The organism is Roseateles sp. P5_E8 (assembly GCF_054177665.1).
The window spans coordinates 20,850-44,727 of the sequence record NZ_JBGCUM010000027.1; the positions used below are offsets into that span (position 1 = coordinate 20,850).

Consider the following 23,878-nt stretch of genomic DNA (forward strand, 5'->3'; position numbering starts at 1 on the left):
AGTTCAGCGCTTCAGCAGCCCCAGCCCCTTGAGGTAGTCGCCCTCGGGGAAGCAGACCGTCTGCGGATGGTCTGCCGCTGCGGACAGGCGCTCGACGATGTAGCCGTCCACGCCGGCGTCCAGGCCCGCGCCGGCGACGATCTTGTGGAAGAGGTCGGGCGCGATGCCGCCCGAGCACGAGAAGGTGTACAGCAGCCCGCCCTCGTTCAGCAGCATGAAAGCTAGCCGGTTGATGTCCTTGTAGGCGCGCGCGGCGCGCTCGGCATGGGCCACGGTGGGCGCGAACTTGGGCGGGTCGAGCACGATGGCGTCGAAGCGCCGGCCCCCATGCTTCAGTTCTTCCAGGCAGCGGCGCAGCGTGGCATTGACGTCCGCGTCCCAGGCTTCGTGGCGGCTGGCGTCGAAGCCGTTCAGCGCGACATGCGCCTTGGCGCGCTCCAATGCCGGGCCGGACGAGTCCACGCTGACGACCTGCGTCGCGCCGCCCGCCAGAGCCGCGACCGAGAAGCCGCCGGTGTAGCTGAAGCAATTCAGCACGCTCTGCACGCCGTACTGCTTCACCGCGTCGGCAAAGCGGCGGCGGCTGTCGCGCTGGTCGAGGTAGTAGCCGGTCTTGTGGCCCTCGGCCACGTCCAGCGTCAGCTGCCAGTCGTGCTCGCKGATGGTCAGTGCAGTTGCGCCGTCACCACGCAGCCAGCCGGTCTGCATGGGCAGGCCCTCCCACTCGCGGGCCTGGGCGTCGGAGCGCTCGTACAGCCGCGTGAGGCCGGTCTCGGCCAGCAGCGCGTCGGCGATCTGCGCCTTCCAGCGCTCGGCGCCGGTGCTGCCGAACTGCGCCACCAGCGTGTCGCCGTAGCGGTCGACGATGAGCCCGGGCAGGCCGTCGGCCTCGCCGTGGATCAGGCGCCAGGCATCGGACGCGATCGCCAGCCGCTTGCGCATCGCGATCGCCTGGGCGATGCGCCGCTTGAAGAAGGCCGCGTCGATGCGCTCGGCCTCGTCGAAGCTCCAGGCGCGCAGGCGGATCTGCGACTGCGGGCTGAACGCCGCCCAGCACAGGAAGGCGCCGTCGGCCGACTCCACGCGCACCGTCTCGCCCGGGTCGCCACCGCCGCGCGCGACGGAGCTCTCGAACACCCAGGGATGGCGCTTGACGAGCGAACGCTCCTTGCCGGGCCGGATAACGACCTTCTTCATCGTTGCAAAGCTCCGAAGGCGTAGCTGAGTTGCAGATGCGTCAGCGGCGTCGACTGGTCACTGCCGCGAATCGTGCGGAACTGGCCGACGCCGGCGCGCAGGCGCAGCCGCTCGGCGAGCTGCCATTGCGCCCACACCTCGGCCTGCGTCACCGCGCCGCCGCCCACCTTTACGCCGCCACCGCCGGCCGCGCCCACCAGCCACTCGGCGCCGACACGCAGCTGGCTGCCCCACAGCGGGTCGCTCTGCACGCCAAGGCCGAACAGGCCGAAGGAGTAGGCCCCCGCGCTGCCTGCCGCAGCGCTGCCGGCCTGGGCCGTGCCATAGAGGTGCGACGAGAACTCGCGCGACATGCTGATGGCCAGATGGCTCACGGCCTCCTGGCGCCCGTCCTTGAAGCGCACGCGCGGCAGGTGCATGACGCTGGCGCCGAGCTGCTGTACGCGCACGGTGCCGCCCGGGTCATCGGCGATCAGCGTGGGCGTACGGTCCAGCGGCATGCTGAGTGCGGCGCGCAGATAGGTCGCGCTGTAGTGGCCGCTGGGCGCATGGGTGAGGCCCGCGTCCACGCGCAGGCTGGGGCCCCAGGGCGTGATCCAGCGCAGCGTCGGCCCGGCGCGCAGCAGCCAGCCGTTGCCGGTGTCGACATTGCCGCCGCCGCCCAGGCCGGCGCCCAACTGGCCACCCACGCGCAGGCGCGGCGTGCCGAACAGCGCCCAGTCCTGGCCGATCTGGCCCAGCACTTCCATGTAGCCGTCGACGCCGCCCTTGGCCGCGCCTGCGGCCTCGAAGGCCCACCAGCTGCCGTCGGCGATGTACTGGCGCAGCTCGCCGCCGGCCTTGCCGACCTTGCCCGCATACGGCGTGCCGCCGCGGGTGCGGCTGCTGCCACGTGGCTTCTCCATGCCACCGGTCAGCGTGATCTCGTCAAACCCCAGCCCGGTGCGCCGGCCCGAGCGCGCGGGCTTGCCGGCGTCGTCGGGCGAGAAGCTCGCAAAGTCCATGGACCGGCCGACCGTGAAGGCCAGGCCCACGCCGCTCCTCACGTTGCCGCTGGGGAAGCGGATCTGCGAAATGCCGACGCCGGTGTACCAGGGGCCGTTCTCGGTGCGGATCGACAGCTCGGGCCGCAGCATCAGGCCGCCGCCGAAGCGCATGACCTGGCTCGACAGCCCGCCGCCCGCGCCGACGTAGAGGCTGGCCGCCAGGTGCGTGTTGCCCGACAGCCGCCAGCGCCGCTGGCCCGTGAAGCCCACGGTGAAGATGCCGCCGTAGTTGCCCTTGGCCGTGCCGTAGAAGCCGGGGCCGAAGCCCCAGTCGTCGTCCAGCGCCATCATGTAGCTGACCGACGCGAAGGCGGTGCGGCCGCCGTCTGGCATCTTCATGCGCGTCCAGTTGGCCTCGACGGCGGCGGGGCGCACGGCGTTCAAGCGCGCAACATTCGCAAAAGGGGCTTCATCGGGAGTGGCCAGCGCACAGGCGGGCAGGAGCGCCACCAGGGCTGCAATTCGGCGATTCATTTTTTGGCGCGCGGGTGGGCCGCGTCGTAAATGCGAGCCAGGTGCTGGTGGTCGAGTTGTGTGTACACCTGGGTCGTCGTGATGTGGGCGTGGCCCAGCAGTTCCTGCACCGCGCGCAGGTCGCCGCTGGACTGCAGCAGGTGGGAGGCAAAGCTGTGCCGCAGCATGTGCGGGTGGACGTGGGCCGGCATGCCGGCGCTGACGGCGCGGGCCGACAGCATGGTGCGCAGCGTGGAGCCGGAAATTCGATGGCCCCGAGCGCCGACGAAGAGGGCCGCTTCGCCGGCCACCGCGACCTGGCCGCGCACGGCCAACCAGGCCCGCAGCGCGTCGGCCGCCGCCTTGCCCAGCGGCGTGCTGCGGCGCTTGCCGCCCTTGCCGAGCACATGGATCTCGGTGGACTGCAAGTCGACCCAGCCGTCCGCCTGGCCGCTGGCCTGCACGTCCAGGCCGATCAGCTCGGCCGCGCGCAGGCCGGCGCCGTAGAGCAGCTCCACCATCGCGTGGTCGCGCGCCTCCAGCCGTGAGTCGGCGATCTCGTCGGGCACATGGCTGGCCAGTTGCACGGCATCGTCCACGCCCAGTGCTTTCGGCAGGGGCTTGGGCGCTTTCGGCGCGCGCAGGCCGTTGAAAGGGTTGAGCGCGACGCGGCCCTGCAGGCCCAGCCAGCGGTAGGCACTGCGCCAGACGGACAGCAGCAGCGCGATGGACTTCGGGCCCAGGCCCTCGCGGTGCAGCAGGGCGGCGAGGCGGCGGGCCTGGGCGACGCTCAGGGCACGGGCGTTGATGGACGCCGCGGCCAGCATGGCCTGGAGCCGCTCAAGGCCGTCGGTGTAGATGCGCAGCGTGCGCGGACTCAGGCGTTGCTGCACGCGGGCGTGCTGCAAGTACTCGCCGAAGTCAGCGCACAACTCCATCACGCGGCAAGCAGACCCGCCAAGCCCGCGCTGGCGATCTCGCCTACGCGCGTGAGGAAGTCCGTGCCCATCTCCGCCGTGTAGCGCGTCGGGTCGGGCGAGCCCAGCACCAGCAGGCCGAAGGGCTTGCCTTCGTTGGCCTTGGGCAGGCTCAACGGGATCAGCGCCAGCGACGTGGCGATGCCGCCGCTTTCGCTCAACCCCAGCCAGCGCGCGGCCTCGAAGCCCGAGTTCACGCCGCAATAGGGCTGGCTCAGGCTGGAGGCAAAGCTGCGCACGTCCGGGCTGACCGAGGCCGCGAACTCGGTCGCCTCGTAATCGGCCGCCACGCCCCACAGGCGCAGGCTGGCCTGCGGAATCATGAACTGGTGGCGCAGCTCGGCCAGCAACACCTCCGGCAGCTCGGGCGTGCCCACGGCGCGCATGACGGCCAGCGTCCAGCGGTGCAGTCGGTCGGCGATGGCGACGTTGTCCTGGCCGTTGCGGATCATGTCGATGACACGCAGCTCCAGGGCCTTGATCTTGTCGCGCAACATCTCGGCCTGGCGCTCCTGCAGCGACACGGCGCGGGCGCCATGCGGGTGCTGCAACTGCACGCTGGCGAGCAGCGCCGAGTGCCGTTCGAAGAAACCGGGGGTGGACGCCAGGTAGTTGGCGATGTCGGTTTCGGTGATGCCTTGCACCGCGTCAGCGGCCGGGTTGGAACTCACAGCGTGATCTCTCCATCAAAAACTTTCACAGCGGGGCCGGTCATCAGGACCGGACTTTGGCCACCGGCCCATTCGATGCGCAGCAGGCCGCCGCGGGTCTGCACTTCCACGGCCGCGTCCAGCCAGCCGGCGCGTATGCCCGCGACGACGGCCGCGCAGGCGCCCGTGCCGCAGGCCAGCGTCTCGCCGGCATCGCGCTCGTAGACGCGCAGCGCGATGCGGTCGCGGCTCAGCACCTGCATGAAGCCGGCGTTGACGCGTTTGGCAAAGCGGGCCTCGTGTTCGATCAGCGGGCCAAGTGTGGCCACCGGCGCGGTCTCGACGTCGTCGACACGTTGCACCGCGTGCGGGTTGCCCATGGAGACGACGGCCAGCTCGACGCCTTGCACAGGCCACAGTTCGAAGCCGTTGACGACGCGGGCTTTCAGCCCGTTCGCATCGAAGGGCAGCGCCGCGTGCTCGAACACCGGTGCGCCCATGTCCACGGTCACGCGGCCGTCATCCTGCAGGGTCAGCAGCAGGCGGCGGTTCATCGTGTCGACGCGGATCTCGCGCTTGTCCGTCAGGCCGGCATCGATGACGAAGCGCACGAAGCAGCGCGAGCCGTTGCCGCAGTGCTCCACCTCGTCGCCGGTGTTGTTGAAGATGCGGTAGCGGAAGTCCGCGCCGGCGGCCTGGCTGGGCTCGATGACCAGGATCTGATCGCAGCCGACGCCGAAGCGCCGGTCGCCGAGCAGGCGCATCTGTTCCCGCGTCAGCGCGAAGGGCTCACGGGTCGCGTCGATGACGACGAAGTCATTGCCCGCGCCATGCATCTTGGTGAAGCGCAAATTCATGGGGAGGGATTATCGGGCGCGGCGCCGATGTCCAGGCCGCGCGGCCGCTTGTAGCGGTGGTAGCCCCACAGGTACTGGCCCGGCGCGCGGCGGATGACGCTCTCCATCGCCGCGTTGACGGTGGCGGCCGCATCCTCGTTCGACGCGGTCTTGGCGATCTCGGGCGCGGGCATCACATGAACGACAAAGCCCTCGCCGCCCGGCAGCCGCTCGCCCCAGATCAGCAGCAGCGCCGCGCCGGTCTGCTGCACGAGGCGGGCCGCCAGCGTCATCGTGTAGGCCGGCCGGCCGAAGAACGGCGCCCAGACGCCCAGGCCGTCAGGCGGCACCTGGTCGGGCAGCAGGCCGATGACCTCGCCGCGGCGCAGCGCGCGGATCATCTGGCGCACGCCGGAGAGTGAGGCCGGCGCGGTGGCCAACCCGGGCCGCTCGCGCGAGCCGGCCATCACCTCGCGCATGGACGCCTGCCGCGCCGGCCGGTACAACACGGTGATCGGCGCCTCGGCCGTGGTGAAGCGCTCGGCAATCGCCTGCGCGCAGATCTCGAAGCAGCCCATGTGCGGCGTCAGCATGACGAGGCCGCGCTTCTCGGCCAGCGCTTGCGCGATCAGCTCGCCGCCGTCCCATTGCAGCTTGCTGCCCAGCGGCTTGCCGCGACTGGCCACCCACAGCCACGGCAGCTCGGCCGCCATGCGCCCGGCCGCCGCGATCGCCGGCCGCGCCTCGGGCCAGGGCACACCGGCCTGGGCCACATTGGCCTTGAAGCGCCGCCGGTAGACGCCCGAGGCGAAGTAGACGACCCAGCCCAGCACCGCCCCCAATGCGTGCAAAAGCGCCAGAGGCACCAGGGATAAACAACGAAAGACCAGGCCCATGTTTTCTATACTTCGCGCATCGCCGAGTTACTGAACTACTTGCGGGGCGATTCATAAATCCCGCTAAAGCGTTCGCCGCACCTCCTGGAGCAACGGCGACGCCGCCAACCAAGCAACCGGAGTTTAAAAGTGGCCAACGATTTCCTCTTCACGTCTGAATCCGTCTCTGAAGGACACCCCGACAAGGTGGCCGACCAGATCTCGGACGCCATCCTCGACGCCATCTTCGAGCAGGACCCGCGCTCTAGAGTGGCCGCCGAGACGCTGTGCAACACCGGCCTCGTCGTGCTGGCCGGCGAGATCACGACCAACGCGCATGTCGACTACATCCAGGTCGCGCGCGACACCATCAAGCGCATCGGCTACGACAACACCGAGTACGGCATCGACTACAAGGGCTGCGCCGTCCTCGTCGCCTACGACAAGCAGAGCAACGACATCGCCCAGGGCGTCGATCACGCCAGCGACGACCACCTCAACATCGGCGCCGGCGACCAGGGCCTGATGTTCGGCTACGCCTGCGACGAGACGCCGGAGCTGATGCCCGCGCCCATCTACTACGCCCACCGCCTGGTGGAGCGCCAGGCCCAGTTGCGCAAGGACGGCCGCCTGCCCTTCCTGCGCCCCGACGCCAAGAGCCAGGTGACGATGCGCTACGTGGACGGCAAGCCGCACAGCATCGACACCGTCGTTCTGTCCACCCAGCACGCGCCCGAGTACTCGCTCGGCGACCGCATGACGGACGAGTTCTACGAGGCCATCCGCGAAGAGCTGATCAAGCCCGTGCTGCCCAAGAACTGGCTGACCGAAGACACCAAGTATTTGATCAACCCGACCGGCCGCTTCGTCGTCGGCGGCCCGCAGGGCGACTGCGGCCTGACCGGCCGCAAGATCATCGTCGACACCTACGGCGGCGCCTGCCCGCACGGTGGTGGCGCCTTCAGCGGCAAGGACCCTTCCAAGGTCGATCGCTCGGCCGCCTACGCCGCGCGCTACGTGGCCAAGAACATCGTCGCCGCCGGCCTGGCGCGCCAATGCCAGATCCAGGTCGCCTACGCCATCGGCGTGGCCCGGCCGATGAACGTGACCGTCTACACCGAAGGCACCGGCGTCATCTCCGACGACAAGCTGGCCGCGCTGGTGAACGAGCATTTCGACCTGCGTCCCAAGGGCATCATCCAGATGCTGGATCTGCTGCGCCCGATCTATTCCAAGACGGCCGCCTATGGCCACTTCGGCCGCGAAGAGCCGGAATTCACTTGGGAACGCACCGACAAAGCGGCAGCGCTACGCGCTGCTGCCGGCCTATAAAGGCCGCCGCGCGCCAGCGCGGTTCGGTGCGTGGGCGACGCTCATGTCGCGTAGCGACGTGAGAGGAGACCAAAAGACCGAGCCCACTCTGCCAAACACCGCCCCCCGAGGCGGTGTTTCTCTGTGTGCCTATCGAACACCCTCACGAGTAGAGTCAACGCACCGGCAGAGTGCGCGCGCGGCTCACCGGTCTGCAAAAGAACAACCTAGGAGACGGTGATGAAAATGCAGTCCTTGCGAATCGGGACACGTTTGTTCCTGGGCTTCGGGTTGGTGCTGGTGCTGCTGGCGCTCGCCGTGGGCCTGAGCTACCGGCAGATGGCCACCGTCGGTCCGCACATCAACCTGCTCATCGAGCTGCAACGCCAGCAAGACCTGGCGCAGGACTGGCGCACCCAGACCCAGCTCAACGTGACGCGCACCGACGCCGTCTCGCGGGCGGGTGGTTCGGGGCCGGTGGCCGAGTTCTTCGCGCCCGTCATCAAGACGACCAGCGCCAAGATCAACGAGTTGCAGGAAGGGCTGACCAAGGCGGTCGACACGGACAAGGGCAAGGCCATCCTCGACGAGATCGCCACGGCCCGCAAAGCCTATGTCGACATCCGCAACCAGGTCTTCGCCCAGCTCAAGGCCGGCGAGGCCGATGCCGCGCTGCAGACGCTGGAAGGCAAGATGCGCCCGGCCGCCGACGCCTATGTCGCCACCATCAGCCGCATGGCCGACTACCAGGGCGAGCGCGTGCGCGACGAAACCAGTTCGGTGCTGGCGGCTGCACGCCGTACCCAGCTCGTCATGCTGGTGCTGTCCGCCATCTGCCTGAGCCTGGGCGTTGCCGCGGCCTGGCTGATCACGCGCTCCGTCGTCAGGCCGCTGCGCGTCGCCATCCAGGAAGCCGAGGAAGTCGGCCAGGGCGACCTCTCGCGCGAGATCCGCAGCGTGGGCAGCGACGAGACGGCCCAGCTCACCCAGGCCCTGGCCAACATGCAGGTGTCCTTGCGGCACCTCGTCAGCTCGGTGCGCCACAACGCCGACGGCGTGGCCACCGCCAGTTCCGAAATTTCCCTGGGCAGCAACGATCTGTCTGCCCGCACCGAGCAGCAGGCCAGTGCCATCCAGCAGACCGCCGCGGCGATGGAGGAGGTGTCGGCCACCGTCAAGCTGAACGCCGACAACGCCGGCCAGGCCGATCAGCTCGCGCACGACGCGAGCGAGGTGGCGCGCAAGGGCGGCGAGGTCGTGGGCGAGGCGGTGCAGCGCATGCGCGGCATCGAGGAGAGCTCGCGCAAGATCGGCGACATCATCGGCACCATCGACGCCATCGCCTTCCAGACCAACATCCTGGCCCTGAACGCCGCCGTCGAGGCGGCGCGCGCGGGCGAGCAGGGCCGCGGCTTTGCCGTCGTGGCCAGCGAGGTGCGCATGCTGGCCCAGCGCAGCGCCGACGCGGCCAAGGAAATCAAGGTGCTGATTGGCGACAGCGTCGAGCGCGTCGGTCAGGGCGCCGTGCTGGTGAACCGCGCCGGCGAGACCATGCAGCAGGTGGTCACCTCCATCGGTCGCGTGGCCCAGATCGTGCGCGAGATCAGCTCGGCCAGCCGCGAGCAGAGCACCGGCGTCAGCCAGGTCGGCCTGGCCATCGCGCAGATGGACGAGGCCACCCAGCAGAACGCCGCGCTCGTCGAGGAAAGCGCCGCAGCCGCCGAGAGCCTGAAGCATCAGGCCGGCGAACTGGTGAAGCTGGTCTCGACGTTCAAGACCTGAAGGGGTCGGCCCTCGTCGCGGCAGCATTTCGGGGTTTTGTCGATCCAGGTACTGCCCGATCGTCGTACTGACGGCGTGTCCTGCATGTGCCAGGACGCCAGCCTCAACCCGCCCATGGAGCGAACCATGACCAAGACCCTCTTCATCAGCCTCCCGGTCACCGAGCTCAGCGCCTCAACCGCCTTCTACAAGGCGCTGGGCTTCAGCCAGAACCCGCATTTCAGCGGTGAGGACGCCTCCGCCATGGTCTGGAGCGAGGCCATCCACGTCATGCTGGTCACGCACGCCAAGTGGCGGAGCTTCACGCAGCGGCCGTTCCCGCCGGCCGGCTCGTGCGGGATGATGCTTTCCCTGGCCCTGGAGAGCCGCGCCGCCGTCGACGCAATGAACGAGGCCGCCGCGGCTCACGGCGGGCAGGCCGATGTGAACCCGATGGAGGACCACGGCTTCATGTACACCCGCGACCTGGCCGACCCCGACGGTCACATGTGGGCGGCGCTCTGGATGGACCCGGCGGCGATGCCCGCGGCCGCGAGCTGAATACGCCTTCAGCCGAAGGCTGGGTGCAGTCTTTCGACTCGCCACATTCGGCTGGCAAGCAATATCACAGCAGCCTGCGGGCGAGCTGCTCGGCTTCGCTACGCCCGACATGCGTTGGCAGCACGGACTCGCGCAGCACCGGCAAGGCCAATGACAGCAGCGTTCGTGCGCCGACCGGATCGCCACGCTTGAAACGGATGCGGGCCAACGTCGCTCGTGTGACGGCCACGTCGACCGGCTTGGCGGCGGCCTCCAGGCGGGTCTCGGCCTCGCGGAGCAGGCGCTCCGCCGTCGCCAGGTCGCCGCGAAGCTCGGCGAACACAGCCTCGTTGATCTGGGCATGCGCGAAGATCGGATGGGTCTGGGGCACAAGCTTCGACCAGCGCGAGCGCGACTCCTCCAGCAGCCGCGTGCCGCCGGCTTCATCCTGCATGCGTCGTGCCAGGACCACGCGCTGCCACAGGACCCAGGCGTATTCCTGCGAGTCCGGCCCGTCGATCTGGCGCGCCTGCGCCTGCAATCGCTCCAGCAATTCGCGCGCTGCGCCGAAGTCGCCCGTCATGGTGAGCACGCGTGAAGCGTTGCGCAGCACGCCGCGCCGGACGGCGTCCGTTGCGCCGACATGCGCTGCGTCGAGTTGGGCGACGGCGCGGTCGTACAGCAGCCTGGCGCGCGCGTAATCGCCGGCACTTTCGTTGACGGCGGCCTCGTTGGCGAGCGCCGCGACCTGCTGGGACGGGGCATAGGCGGCTGAAGAGAACACCGCGTTGCTGCGCGCGAAAGTGGCGGCCGCCGCACCGAAGTGGCCTTGCTCGAACTGCGCCAGCCCCAGTGCGTTGTACAGCGCACCCGCTTCCACGCCCCCCACGCCGACCGCCTTCGATTGCAGCTCGATGGCTGCATGGATGATCTGTTCCGCCGCGGGAGCCTGGCCGCTGGCGATCAGCACCTCGCCCTTGCGGCGCATCAGCGAGATGCGCAGCGGCGATGCGGCGGGCACGCCGAACCGATCCGCGAAGGCGAGGCCGTCTTCGAAGGTCTGCAATGCCTTGGCACGTTGGCTCAGCTCGCTTTGCACGGACCCCAGCACTTCATGGACGCTGATCACCTCGGCCACGGGCGGTGTCGCCATGGTCTTCGTGAGCGCAATGGCCGTTTGCCATTGCTTCTCGGCCTTGTCGAGCTCCTGATTGCCGTAATAGCCGGTGCCCAGATCCCTGTGCGAGCGCAGCTGCTGAGCCACATCCTCAGGCGCGAAGCGCACCCGCAGCGCCGCGGCCCGTTGGGCCGTGGCCAGCGCCTGTGACCGTTCTTCCATGTCGATCAGGACATTGGTCTGTGCGGAGAGATCGTCKGCGAGGGACAGCGCCTCTTCGCGCTGCTGCGGCTCGAGCCCGCGAAGGCCTTCGGCAAAGAGTTCCGACGCGATCCGCGACTCGCCCAGCGAGAAATACAGGCGCCCGAGCTGGCGCAGCACCGCCTGCCGCACGGCAGGGTCCATGGCCCCGTCTTCCTTCAAGTGCGCTCTAGCCTTGTCCAGCAGGGTGCGCACCTTCACTTCCGTGTTGAGCGCCTGCTCCGGCGCTGCGGCGGCCAGCGTGTCGACGAGGAACTGCATCGCGGCACGCGCGTTCGCACTCTGCTGCTCGGCACGCCGGGCCTGCAGTCGCGCCTCTTGCGCCTGCCACAGGGACACGCCCGTGCCCACGAGGAGCGCCGCCGCCACGGCAGCGGTGCTGGTTGCGAGGAGCCGATTGCGCCGCAGCCAGAGCCACGCGCGTTCGCGACGGCTGATCGGTGCAGCCGCCACCGGTCGGCCATCGAGCCAGCGCCGCAGATCCGCGGCCAGCGCATCGACGCTGGCATAGCGCGCCTCCGGCTCGCGCTGCAGGCAGTTGGCAACGATGGCGGTGAGGCCGCCGCGCATCGACGCGGACAAGGCCTGCGGACTCGATGCGCCGCGACTCGCGGCCTGCTCGACACCGGCATGCGCCGCCGCCTTCGTCAGCGGCTCCGGCGAGCGCTCCAGCTGCTGCAGCTGCTTGGGCAGCGGCGTTTCCTCCGTGATGCCGAAGGGGTGCGCGCCGCTGAGCAGGCAATGCAGCACGACCCCCAGCTGCCAGATGTCCGTGGCCGTAGTGATCGGTGCCTGCTGCAGCTGCTCCGGCGAGGCGTATTCGAAGGTCAGCGCGCGATCGCCCGTCTGCGTGAGATCGCCGCCCTTGAGCTCCTTGGCAATGCCGAAGTCCAGCAGCTTCACATGGCCATCGCGGTCGACCATCAGGTTCGAGGGCTTGAGGTCGCGGTGCACCACGAGGTTGCGGTGCGCGTAGCCAACGGCCTCCAGCACCTGCGCGAACAGCTCGACGCGTTGCCGCAGGCCAAGCGTGCGCTCGTCGCACCAGCGCACGATGGACTGGCCGTCGATGTACTCCATCACGAAGTACGGGGCGCCCTCGGACGAGATGCCGCCGTCGAGCAGCGTGGCGATGTTGGGGTGCTGCAATCGCGCCAGGGTCTGGCGCTCGCGCAGGAAGCGCGACCGCGCGCTCGGCGAGTCGGACGCCGCGCGGATGAGTTTCAGCGCCGCGCGCTGCGAATAAGTAGCGTCGGCGCGCTGCACCTCGTACACGGCACCCATGCCGCCATGGCCCAGCATCGCGGTGATCCGCCAGACGCCGATCTGCCGGCCCAGGATGCTTTCGTCCTGCGAGGCTTCGGCGCGCAGGGAATCGCTGGCGCGAGCCGCGATCTGCAGCAACGGTTCACCGGCCTCATCGTCGGCGGCCAGCATGGCTTCCAGCGCGGCGCGCAGCGATGCATCGCCAACGCACAGCGTCTCGAGCCGGGCCGCTCGATCCGCCTCGGGCAGGTCGATCAATTCGTCAAAGATGGCGAAGGCGCGCCGATGGCGCTGCTGCTCCTGCTCTTGCTCAATCATGTCGAGAGCCCCGCTGCAAGGAAGGCGCGCGCCTTGCGCCAATCGCGACGCACGGTGTAGTCGGCCAGTTGCAGGATCTCGGCGATCTCGGCAACGTCGTAGCCGCCAAAGCAGAGCAGCTCCACCACCTTGGCGGCGCGCGGATCGAAGGCCTCCAGGCTCCTGAGCCCCTGGTCCACGGCCAGCAGGTCGGCAAGATCCATCCCCGGCGCGGCGGCGATGTCATCGGTCAGCGTCAGGTGGGCCTGGCCGCCGCCGCGCTTTTGCGCCTGCATCTGTCGGGCGTGGTCCACCAGCACTTCACGCATGGCGGTCGCCGCGAGGGCGAGAAGGTGATTGCGGTCATTCAGCGGCGGCACCTTGCCGCCGGTGAGCTTCAGGTAGGTCTCGTGAACCAGCTCCGTGGTTCCCATCGGTCCGGACCTGCTGCGCAGCTGGCGCCGCGCAACACGCTTGAGCTCCTGGTACATCGCGGCATACACGTCTTGGAGCGCTGCGGAGTCGCCGGCGCCGGCACGGATCAGCAGTTGTGTCACTGACTCGGGCTGCATGCACTCAAGTTTGGCACAGGCCCTGCGGCGGGTTGCGGCCTGGCTGGACGGGATGGGTCACGGCCGCCTCGGGTTTCCCCTCATCAGAAAGTTTCGAGTGCCGTGTCCGAAATCAAGGGCATTTGCGCATCTATTGCGGAGGGACTGGCATTCCGCCGGCCGCTGGAGGAATTGCGTGATGAAACTTCTGCTCACTCGACCGATGGCCCCCGCGATGGCCGCCTTGCTGGTCGCGGCCGCCCCGCCGGCCCAGGCCGACTACTCCGGCACCGCCACGGTCGGCGCCTCCGCCAGCATGCACGCGGGCACCGTGACGCAGGCGCCACCCAACGTGGTGGTCACCAGCACGAACCCGTCCGCGCCGCTGCAGGTCAGCACGCAGGCGTCGGTGCTCGATCCGAGCATGGGCCTGACCGAATCGGCCGGCGGCACCGGCTGGGCTTCCGTGGGGCCGGGCGGCTTGCACCTGTCGGCCAACGGCTCGGCCTTCGTGCAGGGCGCGGGCCCCGACGTCTACGACCCAGGTGGCGCCTCAGGCTACGGCTACGCCAGCGGCGGCTTCCGCGACGGCACCGTATGGAACGTCGCGGGCCTGGCCGCCGGCACCGCGGTCACGATGAATTTCCAGATCCGCATCGACGGCTCGACCGGGGTCAACACCAGCCTGCTTCAGGGCGGGACGGCCAGCGGCTTTCGCATCTACGACTGGGACCTGCGCTTCTATTCGAATGCCGACCTTTCGGGTGTCGGCTTCCACTCGGTCACGAATTCGGACCAGCAAGACGACTTCCGATTCTATGACTTCAGCACGCGAGTGGTGCTCGGCACACCGATGACGCTCTCGCTCTCCGGCTCGGTGGGAGCGGGTGGCACGGCCGGCGTCCTCTGCTCCAGCTTCTGGGGCTACTACTGCGACGCCTACACCCACGGCGCCAGTGCCGCCGGCTTCGCCGACCTCGGCCATACGCTGGCCTGGAACGGCGTCACGGGCGTGTACCTGGGCGACTCGGAGATCTCGCTTGCGAAGCTGAGCGTCAGTTCGGACAGCGGATTCGACTACACCCACGCGTACCCGGACGCCACACCAGCCGTCCCTGAGCCCAGTTCCGTCTCGCTCATCGCTGCGGGTCTGCTGCTGATGCCCTGGTTACGGGCGAGGGCTCGGCCTGCGCTGCCAGGCGCATCGACGATCGAAGGGGACCTGCCATGACACCCATGTTCAGCCGTTCCGCGTCCTTGCTTGCGACGCTGCTGCTCCTGCTGGCCTTTGCCGCTCCTTCACGGGCCGCCCTGGTGCTGACCTTGGCGCCAGCGCCAGGCACGGACCTGTCAAATGTGCATGTCGGCGACACCCTGCACTTCCAGACGATCGGCAGCAGCAACGCAGACCCAACCGAACACCTGTCCGCCATGGACGTCCATCTCTTCGCCAGCGGGACCGGGGATTTCGACTGGGTGTCCATCTCGGCTGCGCCCGGATGGTGGAGCCCGCTGGGCACGAATCCGGTCCTGATGGACTGGACACTCACGACCACTGCGGCGGGCACGATCGATCTGTACAACGGCTTTTCTGATTGCAATGGCCTTCCAGACGACAACTGGGGCTGCGCGGTGACGAACCTCGGCGCAACCCGCCCTGATGACAGCAACCACATGGCATTTGTGATCAACGATGTGCCGGAGCCTTCGTCCATCGCGCTCGCAATCGCGGGATGCCTGGCGCTTGCACCCAGCCGCCGCAAGGCTGGTATTGCCTAGGACATCACCTGTCCGGCGGCATTGGCCTGCCCGAAGGCTGAGCCCGGATATCAACGCTCAAGCCGTGGCGCCGCATCCATCGGAGTGCCCATTGAAAACCGGCACAGCAGCCGCGCCTCAGACGCCCCTCAGCGCGTCGTCCAGCACCTCGACCCAATGCCGCACCGGCTGGGTCGTGCCGCTTTGCAAGTGCTGGATGCAGCCGACGTTGGCCGACACGATCTGCTCGGCATGCAGCGGCGCCAGGGCCGCGAGCTTGCGGTCGCGCAGCTGTTTCGACAGCTCGGGTTGCAGGACCGAATAGGTGCCGGCCGAGCCGCAGCAGAGGTGGCTGTCGGTCGGCGCGCAGGCGATGCGAAAGCCCAGTTCGCGCATCCCGGCCTCGACGCCGCCGCGCAGCTGCTGGCCATGCTGCAGCGTGCAGGGCGGGTGGTAGGCCAGCGAACCTCCCTTGGCCTTGAGCCGGCTCTTCAGCGCCGGCACGAGGTCGGGCAGCAGCTCGCTCAAGTCCTTGGTGACTTCACCGATGCGCCTGGCCTTGTCCGCGTAGGCCGGGTCATGGGCCAGGGCGTGGGCATAGTCCTTCACGGTCACGCCGCAGCCCGAGGCGTTCATGACCAGCGCCTCGACGCGCTCGCCCGGGCCGGCCACCAACGGCCACCAGGCGTCGATGTTGCGGCGCATGTCGGCCAGCGCGCCATCGTGGTCGCCGAGGTGCTCGCGGATGGCGCCGCAGCAGCCGGCGCCATCCGCCACCACGGTCTGTATGCCCGCCGCGTCCAGCACGCGCGCCGTCGCGCTGTTGATGTTGGGCGCCATGGCCGGCTGCACGCAGCCCAGCAGCAGCAGCACCTTGCGGTTGAGCTGACGCGTCGGCCAGTCGTGCGCGGTGGCCGGCGGCTTGGCCGGCACCTTGTCCTGCAACGACGCAGGCACCAGCGGCCGCAGCGCCTGGCCCAGCTTCATCGCCGGCTTGAACAGGGGCGAGGTCAGCCCCTCCTTCAGCAGCCAGCGCACGCGGCGTTCGCTGGCCGGGCGCTCCACCTTGGCGTCGACGACGCGCCGGCCGATGTCGACCAGATGGCCGTACTCGACGCCCGACGGACAGGTCGTCTCGCAGTTGCGGCAGGTCAGGCAGCGGTCCAGGTGGAGCTGCGTCTCCCGCGTGGGCTCGACGCCTTCCAGCACCTGCTTGATCAGGTAGATGCGCCCCCGCGGCCCGTCCAGTTCGTCGCCCAGCAGCTGGTAGGTTGGGCAGGTGGCGGTGCAAAAGCCGCAGTGCACGCAGCGGCGCAGGATGGCCTCGGCCTCGATGCCGTCGGGCGTACCGGCGAATTCGGGGGCGAGGGTGGTTTGCATCAGCTCGCGAGGGACTTGTTGACGATGTCCTGGGCTTCTCGCAGCAGCACCTGCAGATGCGCCTCATCGCGGAAGCTTTCGGCGTAGACCTTGTAGATGTCCTCCGTGCCCGACGGCCGCGCCGCGAACCAGCCGTTGGCGGTGGACACCTTGATGCCGCCGATGGCCGCACCATTCGCCGGCGCGGTGCTGATGACGGACTCGACCGCCTCGCCGGCCAGTGACGTGGCCTGCACATCGGCGGCAGTCAGCTTCGACAGCCGCGCCTTCTGCTCGCGCGTCGCGGCGCCGTCGACGCGGTCCGCGTAGGGCGTGCCGTAGGTGGCGGCCAGCGATTCGAAATACTGGCTGGGGTCCTTGCCCGTGCGCGCGGTGATCTCGGCGGACAGCAGCGCGGCGGCGATGCCGTCCTTGTCGGTCGTCCAGACGCGGCCGTCGCGGCGCAGGAAGGACGCGCCCGCGCTCTCCTCGCAGCCCAGGCCCAGGCTGCCGTCCAGCAGACCCGGCGAGAACCACTTGAAGCCCACCGGCGCGTCGAACAGCGGCGCACCCAGGCCGCGCGCGATGCGCTCGATCATTGCGGTCGTCACCACCGTCTTGCCGATGCCCGCGCCCGCACCCCAGCCGGGGCGGTTGCGAAACAGATAGTCCACCGCCACGCTCAGGTAGTTGTTGGGCTGCATGAGACCGCCGCTGGGCGTGACGATGCCGTGGCGGTCATGGTCGGTGTCGCAGGCGAAGGCGACGTCGAACTTGTCGCGCAGCTGCGTGAGGCGCTGCATCGCGTAGGGCGAGGACGGATCCATGCGGATCTTGCCGTCCCAGTCCAGCGACATGAAGGGGAAGCGCCCGTCCACCACGTCGCTGACCACCGTCAGCGGCAGCTTGTAGCGCTCGGCGATGGCCGGCCAGTAGGACACACCCGCGCCGCCCAGCGGGTCCACGCCCAGGCGGATGCCGGAAGCGCGGACGACGTCGAAGTCGATGACGTTGCCGAGCAGCTCGACGTACTGGGCCAAGTAGTCGTGCTCGTGCGTCGTGCTCGCCGCCAACGCGCTGTCGGCATCCAGCCGATGCACGCCTTGCAGCAACTGCTGCAGGTAGGCGTTGGCGTCCTTCTGGATGCCGGACGTGATGTCGCTGTCCGCCGGGCCGCCATGCGGCGGGTTGTATTTGAAGCCGCCATCGCGCGGCGGGTTGTGCGAGGGCGTGACGACGATGCCGTCCGCCCGCGCGCTGCCCGTCTTGCCCTGGTTGTATTCCAGGATGGCCAGCGACACGGCCGGTGTGGGCGTGAACTGCCCGGCGGGTGCCAGCATCACGTCAACGCCGTTGGCGGCCAGCACCTCCAGCGCGCTGGTCACCGCCGGGGCCGACAGCGCATGCGTGTCCGCGCCCAGGAACAGCGGGCCGGCGATGCCCTGCTGCTTGCGGTGGTCGACGATGGCCTGCGTGATGGCCAGCACATGCCATTCGTTGAACGAGCCGTCCAGCGACGAGCCGCGATGGCCGGATGTGCCGAAGGACACCTGCTGCTCGGGGCTGCTCGGGTCGGGCTGGCGCGAGAAGTAGGCCTCCAGCAGCGCATCCAGGTCGATGAGCGTATCGGCGGGCGCCGGCTGGCCGGCCAGGGGGTGGAGTCGAGACGACATGGTGTTGAGGTCCTGGTTCAGAGATTCGGGTAGAGGCGGCCGGGGTTGAAGACGCCATTCGGGTCGAACGAAGCCTTCAGCCGCTTGTGGATGGCCGCCAGCGGCGCGCTCAGCGGCGTGAAAGCACCGCCGGCCTTGTCCAGTGCACGGAAGCACGTGGCATGCCCGCCCACAGCCGCAGCCGCTTCGCGCATGCCGGCCGGCGGCAGCGGCGTGACGACCCAGCGCTGGGCGCCACCCCATTCGACGAGCTGTTCGCCGTGCAGCTTCAGCTCGGGCGCGGTGCTGGGCAGGCTCAGGCGCCACRAGCGCGCGCCACCGGCCACGGCGCGCTCGGCGCCGATGAAGAACTCATCGGCATGGTCGCGCAGGCCGGTCCAGAACGGCTCGACCAGGTCGGCCGGCAGGACATCGCCGCCCAGCTTGCGCGCGGCGGTTTCGACGGCGGCATTGGCACCGGCCAGTCTCACCAGCAGCGCCCCGTCCCACCAGGCGCTGGCCTCGATGGGCAGCGGCTCGCCGCCCCAACGGTTCAGCGCCATCAGTGCGGCGCTCTGATTGAACTCGAAGCGCAGCGTCGCCGTGGCAGCCGGCAGCGGCAGCACCTTCAGCGTGACCTCGGTGATGAGGCCGAGCTGGCCCATGGACCCGGCCAGCACGCGACTGACGTCGAAGCCGGCGACGTTCTTCATGACCGTGCCGCCAAAGCTCAGCAGCTCGCCCGCGCCGTTGATGAGCACGGCGCCGAGCAGGTGGTCGCGCACGGAGCCGAGCGCCGCGCGCGTCGGGCCCGAGAGGCCGGCGGCAACCATGCCGCCCACCGTGCCACGGCCACCGAAGCGCGGCGGCTCGAAGGCCAGGCGCTGGTGGTGTTGCGCCAGCAGCGCTTCGACATCGCCGATGGGCGTGCCGGCCAGCGCGCTGATGAACAACTCGCTGGGCTCGTAGGCCGTCACGCCGTTCAGAGCCAGCGTGGACAGCGGCTCGCCCTGCGGCACTTCGCCGTAGAAGTCCTTGCTGCCGTGGCCGGTGATGCGCAGGGGCTGGCCGGCCAGCACGGCCTCGCGCAGCGGGTGCAGGGCGGCGTTCATGCTCATGGCTTGGCGCCGAAGCCGGCCATGCGCAGCGCGAACAGGCGGGTCACGTCGAAATAGCGCTTGCTCTGCTGGCCGTTCTCGTCCACCACGTCCAGCACGTCGTAGGACCTGCCGCCCTGGTGCACCAGCGACTGGCGCTCGCTGCGCAGCTTCCTGTCGACCAGCCAGTCGTACTCGATGGTGACGAAGGGCACCTCGATGGCCGTCTCGATGCTCGACGCATCGCCCTTCGCGCCGATGGCCTGCTGCAGCCCGAAGAGCTTGAGGCGCAGGCGCTGCTGCTCTGCGTGGTTGCCGACGTCGCCTTGCAGGAAGCTCAGCCGCGACAGCAGCGGCACGTGCGGAATCTCGTCCAGCGGGCGGATCTCGGCCAGCGTCTGCAGGCGTGCCAGGGCCTGGGCCGACTGGCGCTTCATGACCAGTTGGTCGACCGCCTCGACGGTCTCGCGCAGCGCATGCTCCAGCCGCATGTAATTGAAGTCCTTGGCGCTCAGGAAGCGCTCCAGCATCAGCCCGCCGTCGGTGATGGCGGCGCGCATCTCGGCAGGCATGCCGTCCTGCGGCAGGGGGGCGTAACGCTGCACGGCGGGCTGTGACCGTGTGGCAGCGGCGGGCAGTTCGAGGTAGCGCCGGTTCGCCGCGTCCGCGAACTCCAGCACCAGCAGCCGGCTCCCGTTCGCAGCGGTCTCGAAGCGGATGTCCTTGGGCTTGCCGCCGCCGAGCATCATCACGTCGCCGATCTGCACCTGATGCTGCACCTTGATCGGTGCGTCGGCCGACTTGCCGAGTGCGAGGGATTCGCCGAGCAGTTGCGCGTTGGTCCGGTGCAGATCGGCCAGCGCCGTGTCGCCCAGCTGCTTGTAGGCGGCCGCCAGGCTCGCTTGCACGCGCAGGCTGGGGAAGTACTTCAGCGGCGCGAACTTCGCCAACGGCTTCATCGCCTCCAGCGCGCCGCGGCCATCGCCCTTGATGACGAGCATCAGCGCCTGCCCGCTGGCTTCGTCGACGGCGGCGCTGATCGTCTTCTCCGGCACATTGCTGTTCTTGAGCTGCTGCAGAGCGTCGTCCAGCAGGCTCCTCACCATGGCCGGCGGCAGCGCCGACGTATCGGGCACCGCCGAGGCCGCCACATCGGGCGCCTGCTGGGCGGACGCGGGCGCTGCGATGGCCGTCCACAGCAAGGCGGCAAGCCAAAGGGTCGATCGCATCTTCAGAATCTCTCCAGTTCAGGAAACGCCAACAGCCCGCGCTTCACATGCATGCGGCCGTACTCTGCGCAGCGGCTCAAGCTCGGAATCTGCTTGCCCGGGTTCAGCAGGCCGGCGGGGTCGAAGGCCGCCTTCAGCTTCAGCATCTGCTCGCGCTCCTCGGCACTGAACTGCACGCACATCGAATTGAGCTTCTCGACGCCCACGCCGTGTTCGCCCGTCACCGTGCCGCCCAGCGCCACGCTGCGCTCCAGGATCTCGGCGCCGAACTGCTCGCAGCGGTGCAACTGGTCGGGGTCGTTGGCATCGAACAGGATCAGTGGATGCAGGTTGCCGTCGCCGGCATGGAAGACGTTGGCGCAGCGCAGGCCGTATTTCTTTTCCATCTGCTGGATGTCGAGCAGGATGGTGGCGAGGTGCTTGCGCGGGATGGTCGAGTCCATGCACATGTAGTCGGGGCTGATGCGGCCGCTCGCGGGGAAGGCGTTCTTGCGGCCGCTCCAGAACTTCAGGCGCTGGGCTTCGTCCTCGCTGACCTGCACTCGCGTCGCGCCGCTGCCCAGCAGCACCGCCTCCATGCGGGCGATCTCCTCGGCGACTTCCTCGGGCGTGCCGTCGCTCTCGCACAGCAGGATGGCCTCGGCCGTCAGGTCGTAGCCGGCATGCACGAAGTCCTCGACGGCCGCCGTCATTGGCTTGTCCATCATCTCCAGGCCGGCCGGGATGATGCCGGCCGCGATGATGGCCGCGACCGCGTCGCCGGCCTTGCGAACGTCGTCGAAGCTGGCCATCAGGCAGCGTGCGAGCCGAGGCTTGGGCACAAGCTTCACCGTCACTTCGGTGACGACGGCCAGCATGCCCTCGCTGCCGATCACCAGCGCCAGCAGGTCCAGGCCCGGCGCATCCAGCGCTTCTGAACCGAACTCGATGGCCTCGCCCTCGGCCGTGAAGCCGCGCACGCGCAGCACGTTGTGCAGCGTCAGGCCGTACTTCAGGCAGTGCACGCCGCCGCTGTTCTCGGCGACGTTGCCGCCGATGGTGCAGGCGATCTGGCTGCTGGGGTCGGGCGCGTAGTACAGGCCCAACGGTGCAGCGGCCTCGCTGATGGCAAGGTTGCGCACGCCGCATTGCACGCGCGCCGTGCGGGCCAGCGGGTCGACGGACAGGATCTGGTTGAACTTGGCCAGCGCCAGCGTGACGCCCAGTTCATGCGGCATCGCGCCGCCGGACAGGCCGGTGCCGGCGCCGCGTGCAACCACCGGCACGCCGAGACGGTGGCAGGCCTTCAGCACGACCGCAACCTGCGCCTCGGTCTCCGGCAGCGCCACGGCCAGCGGGCGCTGGCGGTAGGCCGTCAGGCCGTCGCATTCGTAGGGCGTGGTCTGCTCCGACTGGTGCAGGAGCGCATGCGACGGCAGCAGCGGTGCCAACGCCGCGATCACGGCGGCGCGACGGGTGGGTAAGTCTGGAGCGTTCAAGCCTTCCGCGGCGCGCGCGACTTGGTGGTCTTGGCGTTCGTGGCGGTCCTGGCGGCGGGCTTGGGCGCCAGACCCTTGGCCACGCCACCCACCACCGCGCCCGGCACGCTGGCGGCGCGCTTGAGCGTGTCGCTGGCGGCGTCAAAGCTCTGCTTGACGAGGCTGCCGGCGAGGTTCTTGGCCGCGTCGGTGGCGGTGTCCTTCATGGCCGAGGTGGCGAGCTGCGTGAACTGCTGGCTCAGCGCCGTCCACCACTGCGTGGGGTCGACGACGGCGGCCGGGCTGGCGGTCTCGGCGACAGTCTTTGCCGTCTTGGTGGCGACCTTGGCCGCTGTCTCCACAGTCTTCTTGGCCGCAGCCTGGGCCACCGGCGCGGCGGCGGCCATGATCTCGGGCGGGATGCTCGGCCACACCGGCGACTCCGGCAGCTTGAGGCTGTCGCGCAGCTGCGCCAGCGGCACGTTCATGGTCTGCAGCGTGGACAGCGTCATGCGCTGCACCTCCAGCGCCTGGATGGTGGCGGCCAGCATGCGGGCGTTCTGCTCCAGCCAGAACTGCACGGTGCGCAACTCCTCGATGCGCTTGCCCAGCTCCTCCGGGTTGAGCGTGGGCGCGACCCACTGGCCGATGCCGGGAAGCGCCGAACCCGCGCCTTTCACGAGGCCTTGCAGGAAGTCGAATCCGGGCACGAACTTGGTGAAGCTGTTGTCGCTCATGGTTGTCTCCTGGTGGCCTGAGGCCTTGTTGGCCCCGCGATGCTACTTCGCGGGGTGCACGGCCTCGACGCTAAATCCACGCTGGGCGAGCAACCTGGGCAGCGCCTCGGGCCCGCTCACGTGCAGCGCGCCCACCGCCACCAGCAGGCGCTGGCCGGCGCCGTGCAACGCCTCGATGCGGGCGGCGAGCTGCACATTGCGCTCGTCGTTGACGCGCTTGAGCCAGGCGCGCTCGGCCGGGCTGTCGGCGCAGCCGCACCAGCGCGCGTAGTCGCCCAGCGCCTTCATGTCGCCCCGCGCCCAGACGTCGGCCAGCCGGCGCAGCGGCGCGCGCATCTGGCCGGCCTGCAGCTGGCGCAGCGCGCCGTCAACCACCGTGGGCAGCTCGGCCGCCGTGGGCTCCAGCGCGGCGAGCTGTTCCGCCACGCTTTCCAGCGACTGCACCGGCCGCCCCTCGGCCTTGGCCAGTGCCATCAGCATCATGTCCTGGCCAAAGCCGGCGTCGAAACCATCGCGGCGGGCCTCCAGCAGCGTCAGCGTGCTGAGCTGCAGCATGGCGGGGAAGGCGGCCAGCACGCCGGGCGGCAGGCAAGCCAGGCGCGACTGGGCCTCCACGCGCTGCGCCAGCGCGGGCGCCAGCGGCGCAGCTGGCGGCAGCGCGGCCAGCGCCGGGCCGATGTCGGCCGGGTCCAGCTCCACGGCCAGCACCTCGGTCTCTGCCCAGGCCTGGCGCAGCGCCGGGCCGGGGTAGGCCCAGTCGGGCTTGCCGATGTGCAGGCTGCCGAACAGATAGCTGCTGTGGCCGCCCCGGCTGATGCGCCACAGCGGGCCGCGGTTGGGCGCCTTGGCAGCCCAGGCGGCGGCCTGAGTCGCGCCGGGCTGGGCGGGAGTGGGCGGGCAGCTGGCGTGGGCGCTGCTGGCGAACAACGAAAGTAGCAAAAGGATTCGGATCATTCTTTGGATTCGATGCGGAGTTCGCCGGGTTTCTGGGAGAAGTGCAGGCGCCCCAGCACGTCCATGCCCAGCAGCGGCGCGCCCAGGTTGGGCAGCACGGCCACCATCAGGCGGTCGGCGCGCACGCCGCCCTCCAGCGACACGTCGGCACGCGCCGCGAAGCCGCTGGCGGCGCCGCCGGCCGTCTGCGTGCTGATGGTGCCCAGCGGCTTCAGCCCCGCGCGCTCGGCCAGCGCCTGCGGTATGGCGGTGGACGTGGCGCCGGTGTCGACCAGAAAGTCCACCTCGATGTCGCCCACCCGGCCCGGCCAGTGGAAGTGGCCATCGGGTGCGCGGGTCAGTACGACCGTCTGGCCAGCAAGCTTGAAGCGGCTGGCCTCCCGCTCGCGTTCCCAAGCCTTGATGCCGAGAAAGATGACGAGGCCGATCACCAGCCAGATCGTCAGCAGCTTGGCGGCGTGGGGCAGATCCTTGTGGGACATGGTGACCTAGGGAAA

21 protein-coding genes are annotated in these 23,878 nt (G+C 69.4%); 5 read left to right on the forward strand and 16 right to left on the reverse strand.

Going from position 1 to position 23,878, the window contains the following annotated elements; genetic code table 11:
• Positions 1–3: 3 nt before the first annotated feature.
• From ACXRVZ_RS16310 to ACXRVZ_RS16335, 6 genes are read right to left on the reverse strand one after another with little or no spacing between them, the layout of a single operon-like run.
• Positions 4–1,197, reverse strand: coding sequence for a class I SAM-dependent rRNA methyltransferase (locus tag ACXRVZ_RS16310; RefSeq protein WP_458232585.1), 1,194 nt, complete (start codon positions 1,195–1,197; stop codon positions 4–6).
• Complete coding sequence (locus ACXRVZ_RS16315; RefSeq protein ID WP_458232586.1) at positions 1,194–2,717, reverse strand: hypothetical protein; 1,524 nt, start codon at positions 2,715–2,717, stop codon at positions 1,194–1,196. The genes ACXRVZ_RS16310 and ACXRVZ_RS16315 overlap by 4 nt, the downstream gene beginning before the upstream one ends.
• Complete coding sequence (locus ACXRVZ_RS16320) at positions 2,714–3,634, reverse strand: tyrosine recombinase XerC (RefSeq protein WP_457426044.1); 921 nt, start codon at positions 3,632–3,634, stop codon at positions 2,714–2,716. The genes ACXRVZ_RS16315 and ACXRVZ_RS16320 overlap by 4 nt, the downstream gene beginning before the upstream one ends.
• Positions 3,634–4,344: a DUF484 family protein gene (locus tag ACXRVZ_RS16325; protein WP_457426046.1), complete on the reverse strand. Its 711-nt coding sequence runs from the start codon at positions 4,342–4,344 to the stop codon at positions 3,634–3,636. Before ACXRVZ_RS16325 ends, ACXRVZ_RS16320 begins: the two co-directional genes overlap by 1 nt.
• A complete protein-coding gene (gene dapF / locus ACXRVZ_RS16330; RefSeq protein ID WP_457426048.1) occupies positions 4,341–5,180 on the reverse strand; it encodes a diaminopimelate epimerase in 840 nt (279 codons plus the stop codon). Before dapF ends, ACXRVZ_RS16325 begins: the two co-directional genes overlap by 4 nt.
• Positions 5,177–6,055 carry a lysophospholipid acyltransferase family protein gene (locus ACXRVZ_RS16335; protein ID WP_457426050.1) on the reverse strand — a complete coding sequence of 293 codons (879 nt, stop codon included), beginning with the start codon at positions 6,053–6,055 and terminating at the stop codon, positions 5,177–5,179. Before ACXRVZ_RS16335 ends, dapF begins: the two co-directional genes overlap by 4 nt.
• A gap of 129 nt (positions 6,056–6,184) precedes the next feature.
• Between ACXRVZ_RS16335 and metK the strand changes: the two genes are divergently transcribed.
• The 3 genes from metK to ACXRVZ_RS16350 all read left to right on the forward strand — a co-directional run bounded on the left by metK (position 6,185) and on the right by ACXRVZ_RS16350 (position 9,667).
• Complete coding sequence (gene metK / locus ACXRVZ_RS16340) at positions 6,185–7,366, forward strand: methionine adenosyltransferase (protein ID WP_457426052.1); 1,182 nt, start codon at positions 6,185–6,187, stop codon at positions 7,364–7,366.
• Between the two features lie 219 nt (positions 7,367–7,585).
• Complete coding sequence (locus ACXRVZ_RS16345; RefSeq protein WP_457426054.1) at positions 7,586–9,127, forward strand: methyl-accepting chemotaxis protein; 1,542 nt, start codon at positions 7,586–7,588, stop codon at positions 9,125–9,127.
• Between the two features lie 126 nt (positions 9,128–9,253).
• Positions 9,254–9,667 carry a VOC family protein gene (locus ACXRVZ_RS16350; protein ID WP_457426056.1) on the forward strand — a complete coding sequence of 138 codons (414 nt, stop codon included), beginning with the start codon at positions 9,254–9,256 and terminating at the stop codon, positions 9,665–9,667.
• Positions 9,668–9,731: 64 nt separating this feature from the next.
• On the opposite strand, the gene ACXRVZ_RS16355 is transcribed toward ACXRVZ_RS16350, so the two are convergent.
• A complete protein-coding gene (locus tag ACXRVZ_RS16355) occupies positions 9,732–12,608 on the reverse strand; it encodes a protein kinase domain-containing protein (RefSeq protein WP_457426058.1) in 2,877 nt (958 codons plus the stop codon).
• Positions 12,605–13,144, reverse strand: coding sequence for an ECF-type sigma factor (locus tag ACXRVZ_RS16360; RefSeq protein WP_457426060.1), 540 nt, complete (start codon positions 13,142–13,144; stop codon positions 12,605–12,607). Before ACXRVZ_RS16360 ends, ACXRVZ_RS16355 begins: the two co-directional genes overlap by 4 nt.
• 193 nt (positions 13,145–13,337) lie before the next feature.
• Between ACXRVZ_RS16360 and ACXRVZ_RS16365 the strand changes: the two genes are divergently transcribed.
• On the forward strand, positions 13,338–14,369 hold the full coding sequence (locus tag ACXRVZ_RS16365) for a hypothetical protein (protein WP_457426062.1): 1,032 nt from the start codon (positions 13,338–13,340) through the stop codon (positions 14,367–14,369).
• Positions 14,366–14,917, forward strand: coding sequence for a hypothetical protein (locus ACXRVZ_RS16370; protein WP_457426064.1), 552 nt, complete (start codon positions 14,366–14,368; stop codon positions 14,915–14,917). The genes ACXRVZ_RS16365 and ACXRVZ_RS16370 overlap by 4 nt, the downstream gene beginning before the upstream one ends.
• A 117-nt stretch (positions 14,918–15,034) precedes the next feature.
• Here ACXRVZ_RS16370 and glcF read toward each other — a convergent pair whose 3' ends face one another.
• The 8 genes from glcF to ACXRVZ_RS16410 are packed head-to-tail and all read right to left on the reverse strand — an operon-like array spanning position 15,035 to position 23,863.
• Entirely contained in the window at positions 15,035–16,276 is a 1,242-nt protein-coding gene (glcF, locus tag ACXRVZ_RS16375) for a glycolate oxidase subunit GlcF (RefSeq protein ID WP_457426066.1), read from the reverse strand.
• Positions 16,276–17,928, reverse strand: coding sequence for a phosphoglucomutase (alpha-D-glucose-1,6-bisphosphate-dependent) (pgm, locus tag ACXRVZ_RS16380; RefSeq protein WP_457426068.1), 1,653 nt, complete (start codon positions 17,926–17,928; stop codon positions 16,276–16,278). Before pgm ends, glcF begins: the two co-directional genes overlap by 1 nt.
• A gap of 17 nt (positions 17,929–17,945) precedes the next feature.
• Positions 17,946–19,019, reverse strand: a complete 1,074-nt coding sequence (gene glcE / locus ACXRVZ_RS16385) for a glycolate oxidase subunit GlcE (RefSeq protein WP_458232592.1) — start codon at positions 19,017–19,019, stop codon at positions 17,946–17,948.
• 2 nt (positions 19,020–19,021) lie between these two features.
• Complete coding sequence (locus tag ACXRVZ_RS16390) at positions 19,022–20,233, reverse strand: hypothetical protein (RefSeq protein WP_457426070.1); 1,212 nt, start codon at positions 20,231–20,233, stop codon at positions 19,022–19,024.
• 2 nt (positions 20,234–20,235) lie between these two features.
• Positions 20,236–21,711 (reverse strand): FAD-linked oxidase C-terminal domain-containing protein, encoded by a 1,476-nt coding sequence (locus tag ACXRVZ_RS16395; RefSeq protein WP_457426072.1) that lies wholly within the window; start codon positions 21,709–21,711, stop codon positions 20,236–20,238.
• Positions 21,708–22,427 (reverse strand): PhaM family polyhydroxyalkanoate granule multifunctional regulatory protein, encoded by a 720-nt coding sequence (locus ACXRVZ_RS16400; RefSeq protein WP_457426074.1) that lies wholly within the window; start codon positions 22,425–22,427, stop codon positions 21,708–21,710. The genes ACXRVZ_RS16395 and ACXRVZ_RS16400 overlap by 4 nt, the downstream gene beginning before the upstream one ends.
• A gap of 42 nt (positions 22,428–22,469) precedes the next feature.
• Positions 22,470–23,381 carry a TraB/GumN family protein gene (locus ACXRVZ_RS16405; protein ID WP_457426076.1) on the reverse strand — a complete coding sequence of 304 codons (912 nt, stop codon included), beginning with the start codon at positions 23,379–23,381 and terminating at the stop codon, positions 22,470–22,472.
• Positions 23,378–23,863 carry a retropepsin-like aspartic protease family protein gene (locus ACXRVZ_RS16410; protein WP_457426078.1) on the reverse strand — a complete coding sequence of 162 codons (486 nt, stop codon included), beginning with the start codon at positions 23,861–23,863 and terminating at the stop codon, positions 23,378–23,380. Before ACXRVZ_RS16410 ends, ACXRVZ_RS16405 begins: the two co-directional genes overlap by 4 nt.
• Positions 23,864–23,878 lie beyond the last annotated feature (15 nt).